This is a genomic window from Cytobacillus sp. FSL H8-0458, from assembly GCF_038002165.1.
In the GTDB taxonomy this organism is placed as follows: domain Bacteria; phylum Bacillota; class Bacilli; order Bacillales; family Cytobacillaceae; genus Cytobacillus.
Genome location: NZ_JBBOBR010000003.1, coordinates 101,792 through 116,448 on the forward strand (window position 1 = coordinate 101,792; position 14,657 = coordinate 116,448).

Annotated in this window: 12 protein-coding genes and 1 riboswitch; of the genes, 6 read left to right on the plus strand and 6 right to left on the minus strand. The window is 44.1% G+C overall.

Annotated elements, in window-relative coordinates; all coding sequences use genetic code 11:
- Positions 1 to 159 precede the first annotated feature (159 nt).
- On the minus strand, positions 160 to 1,590 hold the full coding sequence (aspA, locus tag NYE23_RS24390; RefSeq protein ID WP_341082034.1) for an aspartate ammonia-lyase: 1,431 nt from the start codon (positions 1,588 to 1,590) through the stop codon (positions 160 to 162).
- A gap of 436 nt (positions 1,591 to 2,026) precedes the next feature.
- Here aspA and NYE23_RS24395 point away from each other — a divergent pair, with 436 nt between their 5' ends.
- Entirely contained in the window at positions 2,027 to 3,961 is a 1,935-nt protein-coding gene (locus tag NYE23_RS24395) for an FUSC family protein (protein ID WP_341082035.1), read from the plus strand.
- Positions 3,962 to 4,213: 252 nt separating this feature from the next.
- On the opposite strand, the gene NYE23_RS24400 is transcribed toward NYE23_RS24395, so the two are convergent.
- Together NYE23_RS24400 and NYE23_RS24405 are read right to left on the minus strand one after the other, a co-directional pair.
- Positions 4,214 to 5,218 carry an aromatic ring-hydroxylating dioxygenase subunit alpha gene (locus tag NYE23_RS24400; protein ID WP_341082036.1) on the minus strand — a complete coding sequence of 335 codons (1,005 nt, stop codon included), beginning with the start codon at positions 5,216 to 5,218 and terminating at the stop codon, positions 4,214 to 4,216.
- Between the two features lie 23 nt (positions 5,219 to 5,241).
- Positions 5,242 to 6,594 carry a nucleobase:cation symporter-2 family protein gene (locus NYE23_RS24405; RefSeq protein ID WP_341082037.1) on the minus strand — a complete coding sequence of 451 codons (1,353 nt, stop codon included), beginning with the start codon at positions 6,592 to 6,594 and terminating at the stop codon, positions 5,242 to 5,244.
- 176 nt (positions 6,595 to 6,770) lie between these two features.
- Positions 6,771 to 6,872, minus strand: a riboswitch (purine riboswitch).
- A 136-nt stretch (positions 6,873 to 7,008) separates the two neighbouring features.
- On the opposite strand from NYE23_RS24405, the gene guaD reads away from it, so the two are divergent.
- Positions 7,009 to 8,376, plus strand: coding sequence for a guanine deaminase (gene guaD / locus NYE23_RS24410; protein ID WP_341082038.1), 1,368 nt, complete (start codon positions 7,009 to 7,011; stop codon positions 8,374 to 8,376).
- A gap of 60 nt (positions 8,377 to 8,436) precedes the next feature.
- Here guaD and yeiL read toward each other — a convergent pair whose 3' ends face one another.
- The gene (yeiL, locus tag NYE23_RS24415; protein WP_341082039.1) at positions 8,437 to 9,108 is read right to left on the minus strand and encodes a transcriptional regulator YeiL; all 672 of its coding nucleotides are present in this window, start codon (positions 9,106 to 9,108) and stop codon (positions 8,437 to 8,439) included.
- 79 nt (positions 9,109 to 9,187) lie between these two features.
- On the opposite strand from yeiL, the gene NYE23_RS24420 reads away from it, so the two are divergent.
- The 3 genes from NYE23_RS24420 to NYE23_RS24430 all read left to right on the plus strand — a co-directional run bounded on the left by NYE23_RS24420 (position 9,188) and on the right by NYE23_RS24430 (position 11,941).
- The gene (locus NYE23_RS24420) at positions 9,188 to 10,366 is read left to right on the plus strand and encodes an MFS transporter (RefSeq protein WP_341082040.1); all 1,179 of its coding nucleotides are present in this window, start codon (positions 9,188 to 9,190) and stop codon (positions 10,364 to 10,366) included.
- Positions 10,367 to 10,438: 72 nt separating this feature from the next.
- Positions 10,439 to 11,338, plus strand: coding sequence for an EamA family transporter (locus NYE23_RS24425; protein ID WP_341082042.1), 900 nt, complete (start codon positions 10,439 to 10,441; stop codon positions 11,336 to 11,338).
- 108 nt (positions 11,339 to 11,446) lie between these two features.
- Positions 11,447 to 11,941 (plus strand): hypothetical protein, encoded by a 495-nt coding sequence (locus tag NYE23_RS24430; protein WP_341082043.1) that lies wholly within the window; start codon positions 11,447 to 11,449, stop codon positions 11,939 to 11,941.
- A gap of 85 nt (positions 11,942 to 12,026) precedes the next feature.
- On the opposite strand, the gene NYE23_RS24435 is transcribed toward NYE23_RS24430, so the two are convergent.
- Both NYE23_RS24435 and NYE23_RS24440 read right to left on the minus strand, forming a co-directional pair.
- Positions 12,027 to 12,158 carry a hypothetical protein gene (locus tag NYE23_RS24435; RefSeq protein ID WP_341082044.1) on the minus strand — a complete coding sequence of 44 codons (132 nt, stop codon included), beginning with the start codon at positions 12,156 to 12,158 and terminating at the stop codon, positions 12,027 to 12,029.
- Between the two features lie 12 nt (positions 12,159 to 12,170).
- Positions 12,171 to 13,073 carry a LysR family transcriptional regulator gene (locus NYE23_RS24440; protein ID WP_341082045.1) on the minus strand — a complete coding sequence of 301 codons (903 nt, stop codon included), beginning with the start codon at positions 13,071 to 13,073 and terminating at the stop codon, positions 12,171 to 12,173.
- Between the two features lie 170 nt (positions 13,074 to 13,243).
- On the opposite strand from NYE23_RS24440, the gene gdhA reads away from it, so the two are divergent.
- Complete coding sequence (gene gdhA, locus NYE23_RS24445; protein WP_341082047.1) at positions 13,244 to 14,623, plus strand: NADP-specific glutamate dehydrogenase; 1,380 nt, start codon at positions 13,244 to 13,246, stop codon at positions 14,621 to 14,623.
- Positions 14,624 to 14,657 lie beyond the last annotated feature (34 nt).

Sequence of the window (14,657 nt, forward strand, 5' to 3'; positions counted from 1 at the left end):
GAGCCGGCTGAAAGGTTGTTCTTTAACCTTTTGGACGGATTGGCTTATGACCTCGAGCCGATGGCGCCTGGAGCTAGACAGTTATCTAACTACAGATAGTACTTTCTAGATAGAAAAAACGCTTGCCCCTCAACAGGGGACAAGCGTTTTTTGTTTACCTTAATCTCTTTCCAGAAGCGCAGCGCCTGCAATGCCAGGATCCGTCATTTCATATGGATCCAGTATTAAGTCGAGTTCTTCTTCTGTCAGAACATCATATTTCAGGCACAATTCCCTGATGGAACGGCCTGTTAAAATCGCTTCTCTGGCGATTCTGGATACGACTTCGTAGCCAAGGTGCGGGTTGACGGCAGTAATGATGCCGACACTCTTTTCAACATAGTCCCTCATTCTTTCTTCATTGGCTTCGATTCCTTTTACACAATGCTCTGTAAACGTATTGAACGCATTGTTCATAATGCTGATCGATTGCAGAAGGTTAAAGATCAGGACTGGCTCCATGACGTTCAGTTCCAGCTGTCCGGCTTCTGAAGCAAGGGAGATCGTGTTATCGTTCCCGATGACCTGGAAGGCGACCTGATTGATCAGCTCCGGAAGAACAGGGTTTACTTTTCCAGGCATAATGGATGAGCCCGGCTGTCTTGCCGGCAGTGAGATTTCGCCAAGACCCGCTCTTGGACCAGACGCCATTAAACGAAGGTCATTTGCGATTTTGGACATATTGATCATGCAGATTTTCAGTGCTCCGGAAACCTCGGTGTAAGAATCCGTATTTTGTGTTGCATCTACAAGATGTTCTGCCCCTGTAAATGGCAGGCCGCTGATGTCGGCAATATGCTTCACCACTAAGTCAATGTATTTCGGGATGGCATTCAGTCCTGTACCGACTGCTGTTGCCCCCATGTTCAATTCATATAAGTGCTGTTTGGATTGCTGAATGCGCTTGATGTCGCGTGCAATAACGCGGCTGTAGGCTTCAAATTCCTGGCCAAGCCTGATTGGAACAGCATCCTGCAGATGGGTCCGCCCCATTTTAATCACATGGCTGAATTCCTTTGATTTTTCAAGGAAAACAGAGTGCATATTTTCCATTGTCAGGATTAATTGATCCAGCAGATTTAACACTGAGATGTGCATAGCTGTCGGGAAAGCATCGTTCGTCGACTGCGACATATTAACATGGGTATTAGGGCTGCAATGAGAGTAGTCGCCCTTTTCATGGCCCATGATTTCAATCGCACGGTTTGCAAGGATTTCATTAATATTCATATTAATGGATGTTCCGGCACCGCCCTGGATCGGGTCCACAATCACCTGATCATGCCATAATCCTTCAATCATTTCATCGGCTGCCTGTACGATCGGGTCTCCGATGCCTGAGTAAAGGCGCTTAACTTCCATATTCGCCATGGCTGCTGCCTTTTTCACGATGGCCATTGCCTTGATTAACTCCGGATGGATCCGGTAGCCTGTAATCGGAAAGTTCTCTACCGCACGAAGCGTCTGAACACCATAATAGGCATCAGCAGGAACTTCCTTAGAGCCTAGAAAATCTTTTTCAATTCTGTAGCTGTTCTTTGCTGCTAGCATATACGTCTTCTCCTTTATATAAACCTTTCTGATATATATAGGTTTTGTAATGACTGCTCCTTCGTATACACTATAATCCGGAAAGAAGGAATAAGCAATGGTTATGAATAAGTAAAAAGTGGCTGATTTACTGTGGGTGTTGACAGCTCAGGCCTGCCTTTCATTAACGTCATGCTTATTAATTCAAAAGAACAGATTCTTTTATTTACTGCTGTCCTTCTAAAGGTTTTGCTATTAAGGTCTTTCTCCCCTTGGAACACTATCCCCGGCTCTGCAAGTTGAGTCTTTGCTTCTTCTTGGCAATGGTGCCTGCCCGCGCTTTCTAGCCCATTTGCTTAATATTGTATGCTGAAAGTAGTGCAAAGAAATTATAAGTGGTATACTGCTTTCTAATGTTCGCGAAAGGCTGAAAGAAAACATAAAAGGATGAATGAATTTGACTAAGAAAACCCTAATTTCTAACACTGTGCTTTTTATCGGCATCATCGGATATATTCTTCTGTTCGGAGCTTTATTCGGTCAGGGAAATATATTGATTGGTGTATCGACTGTTACAGCAATGCTGATGTTGCTTGAACGTGATTTGACGATTCATCCAATCGCCAATACCCTTAAATTTGCCGCTTTGAATGTATTTATGGGTGCTGCCGCCTTTTTTGCCGGCTTTAATGTATGGCTTGGCATTCCTATCCATTTTATAACTATGTTTGTGATCGGATACACCTTGATATTCAACCTGCGGAATCCGCTTTACCTTCCATTTTCCCTGCAATATTTATTTCTGCTTGCAATCCCGGCAACAAGCGATGAAATGCCGGTCCGCCTGATTGGCCTGGTCTTTGGAGCCATTTCTATCATGGCTATGCAATTGGCTGCGAACAGAAAAAGGATTTCCAAGCATGGTGAGCCTCTTATCCAGGAAACCTGCAAGGCATTAATCGTAAAAATAGATCGGCTTCTTGAAGGGAAGGATTCAAAAGAGGAGGATCTGACCATCAGAACAAGCATCAATAGTCTGAGAACCATGATTTATGATCAGAGAGAAGCGAACTATTACTTAACTGATGAAGGAAGCTTAAACTTAAACATTTCTGCAGCACTGGAAAAAATCCATTCTTTGGTGGATAAAATGGAAAAAGAAGGAGAAGATGCTGCTGTTATATCCCGCGTCAAGGAATTCCTTGGTATAGCAGCAGAAGGGGTGGCTGATCCGGATACAGCTGAGGATTTGCAAAAATCAGCGGAAGAGCTATTGAATGAGCACAGGCAATCACCGTCACTTTTCACGGCAAGAATTCTTGCAAATACTGAGTTCCTGGCTGAGAATTTGCTCCAATTAGCCCAGCATAGCGGCAAGAAGTCAAGCATCACCAGCAAGATTGAAGGAATACCCCAGAAGTTCCGCCGGCTGGGTTTCTTTAAAGGACCGAACCATTCCACATCCCTGAAGTTTTCATATGCAATCCGGATTGCCTTTGGAATCGCGTTTAGCGGCTTTCTCACTGACTATTTCAATCTAGAGGAAGGGCGCTGGATCATGTTCACCGTTCTTTCGCTAATTGTCCCTTTTTATGAGCAGTCTCACCAGAAAATGCGAGACCGGATTTTTGCTACAATAGCAGGGGCTATCCTTGTTTGGCTGCTTTTTGCTGTTTTTCGGTCAGAGCCTGCACGTACGGCCCTCCTGCTTTTTGCAGGCTATTTAATGAGTTATGTGAAAATTTACCGGTACAGTACTATACTTGTGACATTCTCTGCGATTGGTTCCGTTGCACTCATTACTGGAGAAACCCAATTTCTTACAGTTGAACGCTTGTTCATGGTAGTGATTGGCGTAGTCATTGCCCTATTCATTAACCGGTTTATAATCCCGTATCGTGAAATGGATGCCAGACAGGACTTAAAGTGGATGTATAACGATACAATTAAAGAAATGGTAAGTGAATTAGCTGAAGATCCATATGGAAAGAAGCATGGGCACAGCATGAAGAATCTGCTCATCATCACAACCATGATTGAGGAACGCCTGAAACAGAATATGCAGAACAAGGGTGAAAGCGAAGTTGAGATGCAATGGCTTACCCATCAGCGGCTTGCTGCCTGCACACTTTATGAATTATCAATATGGATAAAAAACCACGGGCAGGATATAAAAGAAAATTGCATAGTTGATGACGCTCTTGTTAAGTTAAAGGCATGCCAATCAGAAACAGACGGCTGCCAATCGTACCTTAGCGAACTCGAACACCAGATGAAACAGAACTCCATTTGGGAGCAGCAAATGATTATAAGCATCATTTACGAAGCTGCATCAGAACTGCAGGATGCCCAAAATGCTTTTCAGCAAAGAAAATTGCAGCCTGGCATTTAGGATTAGAATTTTCAAGTAAAACCAAACGAGACCGTCTGGCGATGAAGGGCGGCCGCCTATAACGGTCCCGTTTTGCCAGTTCCATATTCCTGAATTCGGTGTATAGGGTTAGGATGAAGAGATGGCTATCTGATACCATCTCAGACGGTCCCATTTTTAGTCACAGCGGAATTTCTGCATAGAACAGTGTAAAAATTTCCTGCCTTAAAAAAGTGCCTGTTTCCGATAGCGGAGCAGGCACTAATCATTTAATTATACAGTTATTTTTTTCAGGCTATCCTGAACCGGGTTTGTGCCATTTTCCACACCAAGCGTATTTAACCATTTGCGATAGGCAATAGTAAGAGCGTCTGACTTAAGATGCAGCTCAGCCTGCAAATCCAGTGGCAGCAGCTCTGGTTTTTGGCTTTGGACGATGTCTAAATCCTGATAAAAGATGGTATCCTGGAATTCAATAAAAGGCTCATCCGGCATGTCCAGATCATAGTTTCTGGTCAAAAGCATAAATGCCTTGGCCTGCTCGTGACCCTCTTGATTGACAGCAAGCAGAATCGTCAGCTCATCATCCGACCCTTCCGTTGTTTTTGTAAAACGGGCGGTAGTCGGATTGAGGATTTCATACACATAATTAGCATATCCGCCTTTGGAGCGTCCATCAGGGTTCGGCTGGTAGACCGGAATTTTACTGGTAATTATGCGATTATCAACAAATTCAACTTTGTAGTCGACAACCTCCGCATGATCCTCATCTCCAAGCAGGCCTTCATGTACAAACATAAGATGCGAAACATCCAGGAAATTTTCAATAATTCTTGGGGCATTTGCTTTTACCTCATAAGGGCCGCAAATCGCTGTTCTGTAACCATCCATGCTATATTCAGGAAATGAAACAAGCGGTGCCGGATCTTCCCCTAAATTAACCCAGATCAGTCCAAGATACTCTTCACAATGATAAGCGGTTGCCCTTGCTTTCTTTGGAATGGCTCTGCCGCTTGGCAGGGCAGGAATCTTCTCACATTCACCTGCACAATTATACTCCCAGGCATGATATGCGCAAACCAGATTTCCGTTCTTTACCTTTCCAAGTGAAAGGGCCGCACCGCGGTGGATACATAGATCCTTGAAGGCATGAACCCCTTTCTCATTGCGGAAAATAACCACTCGTTCCCCAAGGACAAATACCTGTTTGGGATCCTCCAATAATTCCTCTGCTTTGCATACTGGATGCCATTCATTCCATAATCGATCTTGCTGCATATTCGACACTCACTTTCATTTTTTTAATTGGCATGTACTGTCACTTCATTTGTTTTTACACGATCTTCAAGCTTCTGCGGAAGAACCAGATTGAGAACCAGCGCTGTAATCGCTCCAATTGCTGTACCTGATGAGACAAAATAAGTCACAACATCGGGAAGTCCTTTTAACACATCAGGAGGCATCAGCACGGCAAACAGGGCAAGCATAATCGGCACACCGATCACAAGCATATTCCGTTCTGTAAAAGCCACTTCCTTAATCACTTTGAATCCATTCATCATGATGACTACACATAGAATGGCAAACACACTGTTAATGACAACCCCGGGAATGCATGCAATCAAGTTCATCAGCTTCGGCATCATGCCCAGGATAATCATGATCACACCGCCTGCGATAATCGGCCTGCGGCTTTTCACTCCTGTGATGGCAATGATGCCGGCATTGGAAGAGTAGCCTGTTACCGGTGTCCCCCCAAAGAAGGAACCGATAAAACAGCCTAAGCCTTCTCCAAAGGCCCCGCCATTTAAGCGTTTATCATCCAGATTTTCTCCTGTCACCTTACTAACCGTAAACCACGTGCCAGTTGTTTCGATTGTGACAATAAAATAGATGGCTGCCATAATCAGAATGGCATGCAGATCAAATTCAGGAGCTCCAAAGGCAAACAGGCTTGGCATCTGGAACCACGCCGACTTACCCAGCGATGAGAAATCGACCATGCCAAAGAATGAAGCAGCAATTGATCCTATACCCAATGATAAAATAACCGATACGATTTTAATGTATTTCAGTTTTGATTGGGATTTCTCGCCAATATACATGCAGAAAATCAGCACAGCCGCTGTTGCAGCCGCAACAAATATGTTTTCTCCGAAGTTTCCCGGTGCCGAGTAGATGGAATTGATCGCACTTGGCATTAGTGAAAGCCCCACAACGACAATGACCGTCCCCGCTACAATCGGAGGGATAAATTTCCTGACGGCCTTGCTGAAAACTTTAAGCGGGTAACCCAGTAAGGCAACAAGCAAGGCTCCGGGGATTAGACTGCCAATCATCGCCCCGATTCCGGATGTTGTGCCGATGGCTGCCAGGGCACTAAGCGGCACAAAGGATGGCCCTTGCATGACTGGAAGCTTCATGGCAAATCCTGCTTGAATGATTGTGGCAATACCACAGGCAATAAAGGTCATTTGTATTAACAGTGCACTATCCGGAACAGAAAAGGACAATAATCCTGCTAAAATCATCGGAGGAATGAACAGATCCATCGCCAATACTTGCTGCAGTCCCAGAAAAACGGATTGTCCAACTGAAACTTCTTTTCCCGATTTACTGCTGTTTGTTTCTCGTTCTTCAGCCCTTGCATCCATTATAAGAACCCCCTGTTGGTGTTATGATATCCATATAATCTTTGTTTCTATTAAACGGACCAATAGAAAAAAGCCCAAAGTATATGCTCTCCTCCAAACGTAAAAAAGCATATACTTCGAGCTTAAAAAAATCGAAGTACGAAAAGAACAGACGAATTCCGAATGATTCCTGAGTCCATCCTATTCCTGCTTTTCATAGTCGGTTTATTTACGGTAAACGGGTAGAAACTTGTAGGCCATATCCCTACGATTATATGAAAAACACTATTGAATTTTTTTGATTGAAATTATCTTACAATAACTTTTGTATAAATGACAACAAGATTTTTTACAATACTTTTCTGCTAGACTGAGATTACTCTTTCCTTTACAATGACTATAGTAGCACAAAACACGAACGTTAGGAAGGTATTTATGAGTAAATATACGTGTATTTTTTACGGAACTGCTTTTTCCAGTCTTTCTCCTAAGGAAATTACTATTTTAAAAGACTACTTATTTTTCGTGAATTCAAATGGGATGATAGAAAAAATGGCGGGTCCTGAGCATGAGGATTACCAATCCCTGCTGGCTGCCTATGAGGGACATGCGAACTTTCACCGCTTAGCGGACGGGCAATATTTACTGCCTGGTTTTGTGGACCTGCATGTCCATGCGCCGCAATGGGCCCAATCAGGGACAGCATTGGATATTCCCCTCTATGACTGGCTCCACACATACACATTTCCATTAGAGTCCAAATTTGCAGATTTGGCTTTTGCCAAGAAGGTTTATGAAGATCTCGTGAATACACTGCTCGCAAATGGAACCACGACGGTCCTCTATTTTGCAACCGTCCATAAAGAGGCCAGTTTTTTATTAGCTGAAATATGTGCTGAAAAAGGGCAGAGGGGCTTAGTGGGTAAAGTCGTCATGGATGATCCTGAACAAAACCCGGACTATTATCGGGATGCAGATGCGAAAACAGCATTAGCCGATACGGAGGAGTTCATTTTAGCCGTGAAGGAACTGGCCAAAACAGTTAAACAAGGCGTGTATCCTGTCGTAACACCGCGCTTTATTCCAAGCTGTTCGAATGAAGTATTAAAAGGCCTGGGCGAACTGGCTGCCAAGTATGATACACATATACAATCCCACTGCAGTGAAAGTGACTGGGCCCACAGCTATGTACAGGAACGTTTCAGCAAGCATGATGCGGCTGCACTGCATGATTTCGGATTATTAGGCGAAAAATCGGTGATGGCTCATTGCAATTTCCTGGATGACCATGATGCAGAGCTGTTTGCACGTACGGGCACCGCAATCAGCCACTGTCCATTATCCAATGCCTACTTCGCCAATAGCGTGATTCCGATCAAGCGCTTTATGGGCAAGGGTATTGATATTGGCCTGGGGACGGATATTTCAGCTGGCGCGACTCCAAGTCTATATGATAATGCCAAACAGGCTGTTGTCTCTTCCAGAATGCTGGAAGACGGAGTAAATCCGGATCTTCCTGCCGGGGAACGTGGTGTACCGGCTTCACGGATTTCCATCCATGAAGCCTTTTACCTGGCTACAGCCGGCGGCGGAGAAAGCTTGAGTCTGCCAATTGGGCGAATTCAGGAGAACTATGCATGGGATGTTCAAATTGTCGATACGAAAGTGCCGGGGGCTAGCCTGCCCATCTTCACAGAAAATGAAGCGTTAGATGATATTTTCCAAAAAATCATGTATCTGGTCCGTCCGGAGCATATTCGGGAAGTCTGGGTTCAAGGGGAAAAGGTTCACTCACGTTCTTGAGAGCTTATGCAAATGCCACTTGGCTATTTCCATGTGGCATTTGCACAGCCAGACTGCCCCTTACTCATTCTTCAGCATATCAGCAAGCCGGTGCAGTTCATCCGTCTGCCGGATGCGATATTGGCGCCCTTCCTTCTGCAAGTACCCTTTGTCGCAAAACTGCACAAGAACATGCAATAAGTGGCGATAAGATACCCCTAAAAAATCACAGACGGCCACATGTTTTTCCTTATAGACCTCCCCATCAGCGGTTTGCAGAATGAAATCCGCCAGACGGTTTTCAAGCGGAAAGGAAAGGCTCTGTGAATACTTTTCAGCCATTTTCGTCGCTTTCACACTTAAAAACTTGGTTAATTCCCGGAGAAAGGTCGTATCTTCCAGCAATCTTTTGCGATAGTGATTCAAAGGAATCGCAAAACAGATCGTTTTCGTGGAGGCTTGTATTCCCTTTGTATAGTACACTTCATGTAAAAGCTCCATTTCCCCGATATAATCATGGGCATTGATAAAATTAATCAAAGAAACCTTGCCATTTTGATACGTTACAAAGATTTTGGCTTTACCCTCGATGACATAATACAAATAATCCGGTCTCATGCCCTCGCGTATAATCCATTCATCCCGCTTATATTCGCGAACCTCAATAAACTCTTCAATCGGAAAAGAAAATAAATGCGAAATGGAGTGCTCCTCCAAATACTTCTGCCTTTTTTCCCCTTTAAAAATTTCCATGATTCACCCCAAAATATGAGATATCTCATATTATTGTACGAATCTTCCTGATATCATGCAAATATCGGAGGGATCCTTAATGAATACACAAAGCTGGATGAGCAGACAATTTTTCAGCTTCTTCCTGACCTGGGGCATTTTTCTCCCCTACTGGACAGGGTGGCTGATCCATATAAAAGGAATGACCGTTTCACAGGCGAGTTTAATCATGAGCTTGGGCCTGGCCATTCGGGGGCTTGCCACACTCTTTGCTTTTCCCTATTTATCAGGAAGATTCAGCAGCCGAACTCTGCTGAACGGGATGTCAATCGGCACACTGATCGCCATTCTCTGCTATATCCCGGCCAATTCCTTCACCAGCCTGCTCGCGGTGACACTGTTTTTGCATTTCTTTTACCCTGCACTGATGCCGGCACTGGATAGTGCGGCAGGCATTCTCGTACAGAATAAGCAATTAAAGGATTACGGAAAAAGCCGCTCCTGGGGGTCGATTGGATTTGTCGTATCCGGCATGTTTCTGACCTTTTTTACAGGGGCAATCGGGGACAAAGCTATATTCTGGGCGCTATTGCTCGGCATGGCCGCCGTTCTTTGCCTCGGTTTAATGAACACGCCTGAAGTTCTGTCTGAAAAACCCAAATCTGGCCAGGCAAAGGGCGCCATCATGAAATTATTCAGCATCCGGCACTTTGGCCTGGTGCTCGTCATTGTCATTTTGCTGCAGGCCGCACATGCTTCTTATTACAACTATGGCTACATCTATTTGCAGGAAATCAAGGCACCCAAATATCTCATTGGCGCCATTATTAACATAGGTGTGATAGCAGAAATCCTATTCTTTTTCATTGCCGACCGGACGTTCAGGAAATTCTCTATTGGCTCCTTACTGGCCCTGGCAGCACTCGGGTCGACCGCACGCTGGATACTCGTATTTGCCTTTTCGCATGTCATTATGTTCAGCATTGCCCAGACACTGCATGCCTTCTCATTTGCGATGGCACACTACGCTTTTATGAAATATTTAATCAAGCATGTTCCCCATGAACAGGTGCCGATTACTCAAGGCGTATACTCTGCGCTCGCACTCAGCTGGAGCACGGCTCTTTTCACCATCTTTGGCGGGTATCTGTATGAAATGGAACCAAGGTATGCGTTTATCGGAATGGTGGTATGCACAATTCCGGCTGCGCTGCTTGCGTTTATTTACCGGAGATTGGAACGAAAAAAAGGGACGGAAACCAATCAGCTGGCAGTTTAATGTCACAATAAAGCTAAAAAAGGTGATACATGTGAAGCACCTTTTTTACGTTTGCATCAAGGAGGCTTCAAATTGAAAATCAATAAAGGAATTTTATATATACTGATCGGTGCTTCCTTTTTCGGATTTACACCGATTTTTGCAAAGTTGGGATTTAGTTATGGCTACTCTCTGGGGCAGATTACGATTGCACAGATGGTTATTTCCTTCATTTTATTATGGTCCTTCACATTGATAAAACGCTCCAGTTTCAAAGGGCTCCATATGAAAAACATGCTGCAAATCATGATGACCGGCTGTTTTGTCGGTTTAACCAGCATTTTCTATTATGGCTCCATGCAGTATCTTCCTGCATCGCTGGCCATCATTTTAATGTTCCAGTTTGTCTGGATCGGGATCCTTTTAGAATGGGCTTTCAGCAAAATAAAACCGGCGCCTGTCACCGTGCTTTCGATCATTTTGATATTAATCGGGGTCTTTTTCGCTTCTAATATTGTAAATGGCGACATACAGGGGCTTCCAGTTAAAGGTTTCATTTTGGGAATCCTCTCGGCGATCACTTATGCCGGATTCATCTTCTTCAGCGGCAAGGTCGCTGTAAATGTGGATCCATGGACACGGAGTTCATTGATGGTGACAGGATCAGCCATCCTGGTGCTGATCCTGTTCATGCGTGATATCCCGTCCGTACTGCCTTTGGAGGAAAATCTGCTGACTATTGCCGTCGGGGTTTCGCTATTTGGAGCAGTCCTTCCGCCTCTGTTTTTCGCGGCTGGTGCGCCTCTGGTTTCAGGAGGAATTGCCAATATCCTAACCTCTATTGAATTGCCAATCGCCATCCTGTCAGCAAGCATTATCTTGTCAGAAACGGTAACCCCGCTTCAGTGGCTGGGCACGGCGATTATTCTGGCTGCGATTGCTTTTAATGAACTGGGTACAGGCCTTTTCCGGCGTCGAAAGGAAAGTGCCTGACCCGCACACATTCGCCCGATTGCTGAAGAATCTGCCACTTGAATAATGATTTACTTCTTTGGCAAAAATATTCCCAACAAAAAACAAGTGATGAGCGAGGAGTAATATATGTTAGCCTTTTTCCGGATTGCATTGATTTTAATATCCTGGGCCACTGCGATTTTTCTTCCTAAAGGGTCTCTTTTTAAATATCTCCCTGTTACGCTATTTTCGTCTCTGATTATCCTAACGGAATATCTGTTAGGCGGCCCCCGCAAATGGTGGAAGGCAAAGGGTGGTGCTAAAACTATAGCCAATAACGGATTAACCTTTACTTTTGGACCCTACTTCGTGGGTAACCTTTGGATATTCCATTTAGCTTATAAAAAATTTTGGTTATATACCCTGCTTAATTTAATTTTTGATTACTTGCTTGCTTATCCTCTCAATTCATTTTTTGAGAAAATTAACCTTTACAGATTAAATAAAATTAAGCCCATTCATCTTTTCTTATTTTCATTAAGCTATTCGTTTGTAAATTATGGATTTCAATTGATTTTAGATAAAAGCCCAAATACCCAGCCATCTGATGGTATAGCTAAGGGAACCAGGAGTATTCCTTAGCTTCCCTTTTTCAAGGGAAATGGCAGTTGGAATAAATTGATTGACATCTTTAAAACAACTTTATAATCTTTCGGATTTAATAACTTCATTCGCTTCCTGTTTCAGACAGCAGTGATCGAAGAGTGTTTCTCAGCTCCCGGTTGAGTTCATGCTCCAGATTCCTGGCGAATAAAGCCTGAAGGGGAGGGTTCAGGACCATGCAATGAACCTTTGTCATGAAATCACATCCTCAGTTTTGAAATTCATTCAATACCTCAAAGAAATCGCGTAAGAAATGATAGAAAAGTTTCTCTGCCGGCAGCAGCTGCCGTTCACTGGGAATAATGATTCCTACCGCACGGGTAATCTGTGGCATGACAGGCAGCCTTACTGTGGAACGCGGCAGGCTGTCAGCCAATGTTGATTCCGGAATAAGCGTCAAGCCCAGACCTGCTGAGACCAAGCCTTTAATCGTATCAATATCATCCCCTTCAAATGACACTTTAGGCTGAAAGCCAAGATGACTGCAGGCATCATCGAATAATTCACGCAAAACATATCCCTTAGGAAACAAGATAAAGGATTCATCTTTCAGCTGGTTCAGATTTAATAAAGGTTTGTCCGCAAAAGGATGGGAAGCAGGAACCAAAGCGACCATTTTCTCAGTGAATAAAATATCCCCCTTAACCTTTCTCTCTTTCTTAGGGAGCGGGCCAATCAATGCCATATCGATTTCCCCTTCCGCCACTCCGCTGATTAAATCACGATAAGCGCTCTGTTTCAGTTCAAACTTCACATGCGGATAGCGACCGCGGAAAGCAGATATGATGGAAGGCAGCGTATAGAGCGCCAGACTGCTTGGAAAGCCGAAACGTATTCTGCCTTGCTCCGGGTCCAGATACTCCTTAACTTGCCGTTTGGCATTATCGATTACCTTTATGGCTTCTTCCATCTGTTCCAAAAATATCTTGCCGATCGGCGTCAATTTCACATTCCTTCCTTCACGGATAAACAAATTCACCCCCAGCTCCGATTCAAGGTTGAATATCTGTCTGCTCACAGCGGATTGTGCCACATGTAAAGCCAAAGCCGCATCGGTTACATGTTCTCTTTTCGCTACTTCAATAAAGTATTTAATCTGCCTTAATTCCATCTGGTTTTTCCTCCCTTCTGCCATTCATCTAATTGTGGCATCATTATTATCTAATTTTCATATTGTTTAGATTGATTTACAACTATAAAATGAGAGAATCATACAATTTTTGAATAGTTGAAAATTATTGAAGAATTCAATTTTGACTAAAAGGGAGGGCCATTGGCAGCATGACTGCAATAACAGAAATTAATGAGAAGCGAATACAGGCGTACGATTATGTTCAAGAGGTATTCGAAACAGTCAAAAAGCGCAATCCTAATGAAAGTGAATTTCATCAGGTCGTTAAAGAAGTGTTTGATTCACTCGTGCCAGTATTTGAGAAAAACCCGATATACATGGAGCAAAGTATTCTTGAAAGAATAGCGGAACCTGAAAGAGTAATCACCTTTAGAGTCCCCTGGGTGGATGACCGGGGAAAAGTACAGGTGAACCGGGGCTTTCGGGTACAATTCAATAGCGCAATCGGTCCCTACAAGGGCGGCTTGCGATTCCATCCTTCTGTTAATGCCAGCATCATCAAATTTCTGGGCTTTGAACAAATTTTCAAAAATGCCCTTACAGGCCTGCCAATCGGAGGAGGAAAAGGCGGAGCTGATTTTGATCCTAAGGGGAAATCTGATGGGGAGATCATGAGATTCACACAAAGCTTCATGCTGGAACTAAGCAGGCATATCGGACCGGATATAGACGTTCCTGCCGGAGATATCGGGGTCGGCGCCAGAGAAATAGGCTATCTGTTTGGACAGTATAAGAGAATCCGTGGAGGCTATGAAGCTGGAGTCCTGACAGGGAAAGGAATCGGGTATGGCGGAAGCTTAACCCGCACTGAAGCGACTGGTTACGGTACGGTTTACTTTGTACAGGAAATGCTGAAGGAAATTGGCCTTTCCTTTAAAGAAAGCACTGTCGTTATCTCCGGTTCAGGAAATGTCTCTACCTATGCGATTGAAAAAGCGGCACAGTTAGGCGCGAAGGTTGTAGCCTGCAGCGATTCTGACGGCTATATCTATGATCCTAACGGCATCAGCCTTGATACAGTAAAAAGGCTGAAGGAAGTTGAGAGAAAAAGGATCCGGGAATATGTGAAAGAACATCCCTATGCCCAATACTTTGAGGGATGTTCCGGCATCTGGTCCATCCCCTGTGACATCGCTCTTCCGTGTGCGACACAAAATGAAATCGATGAGGCAGCAGCAGAAATCCTTGTTGCCAATGGAGTTAAAGCCATTGGCGAAGGAGCAAATATGCCATGCACATCCGGGGCCATCAATGAGTTTCTAAGAAACAGCGTTCTCTTTGGTCCGGCAAAAGCGGCCAATGCAGGCGGTGTTGCCGTTTCTGCATTAGAAATGGCCCAAAACAGCTCAAGATTATCCTGGACATTTGAAGAAGTTGATGAAAAACTGCAGCAAATTATGATGAATATATACCGGAGCAGCGTCAAAGCTGCCGAGGATTATGGCTATCCAGGCAATCTGGTGGCAGGCGCTAATATCGCAGGATTTATAAAAGTAGCCGATGCCATGATCGTACAGGGAGTTATATAAAAATGAAAAAGGGTGATGCTATTAATGAAGCATC

What these genes read in the sequence shown, in the direction of transcription:
- NYE23_RS24440 (WP_341082045.1), bottom strand. Translation starts at nt 13,073, where the DNA reads ATGGAATTAAGGCAGATTAAATACTTTATTGAAGTAGCGAAAAGAGAA.
- NYE23_RS24405 (WP_341082037.1), bottom strand. Translation starts at nt 6,594, where the DNA reads ATGGATGCAAGGGCTGAAGAACGAGAAACAAACAGCAGTAAATCGGGA.
- aspA (WP_341082034.1), bottom strand. Translation starts at nt 1,590, where the DNA reads ATGCTAGCAGCAAAGAACAGCTACAGAATTGAAAAAGATTTTCTAGGC.
- NYE23_RS24435 (WP_341082044.1), bottom strand. Translation starts at nt 12,158, where the DNA reads ATGACAAAGGTTCATTGCATGGTCCTGAACCCTCCCCTTCAGGCTTTA.
- NYE23_RS24430 (WP_341082043.1), top strand. Translation starts at nt 11,447, where the DNA reads ATGTTAGCCTTTTTCCGGATTGCATTGATTTTAATATCCTGGGCCACT.
- gdhA (WP_341082047.1), top strand. Translation starts at nt 13,244, where the DNA reads ATGACTGCAATAACAGAAATTAATGAGAAGCGAATACAGGCGTACGAT.
- NYE23_RS24400 (WP_341082036.1), bottom strand. Translation starts at nt 5,218, where the DNA reads ATGCAGCAAGATCGATTATGGAATGAATGGCATCCAGTATGCAAAGCA.
- NYE23_RS24420 (WP_341082040.1), top strand. Translation starts at nt 9,188, where the DNA reads ATGAATACACAAAGCTGGATGAGCAGACAATTTTTCAGCTTCTTCCTG.
- yeiL (WP_341082039.1), bottom strand. Translation starts at nt 9,108, where the DNA reads ATGGAAATTTTTAAAGGGGAAAAAAGGCAGAAGTATTTGGAGGAGCAC.
- guaD (WP_341082038.1), top strand. Translation starts at nt 7,009, where the DNA reads ATGAGTAAATATACGTGTATTTTTTACGGAACTGCTTTTTCCAGTCTT.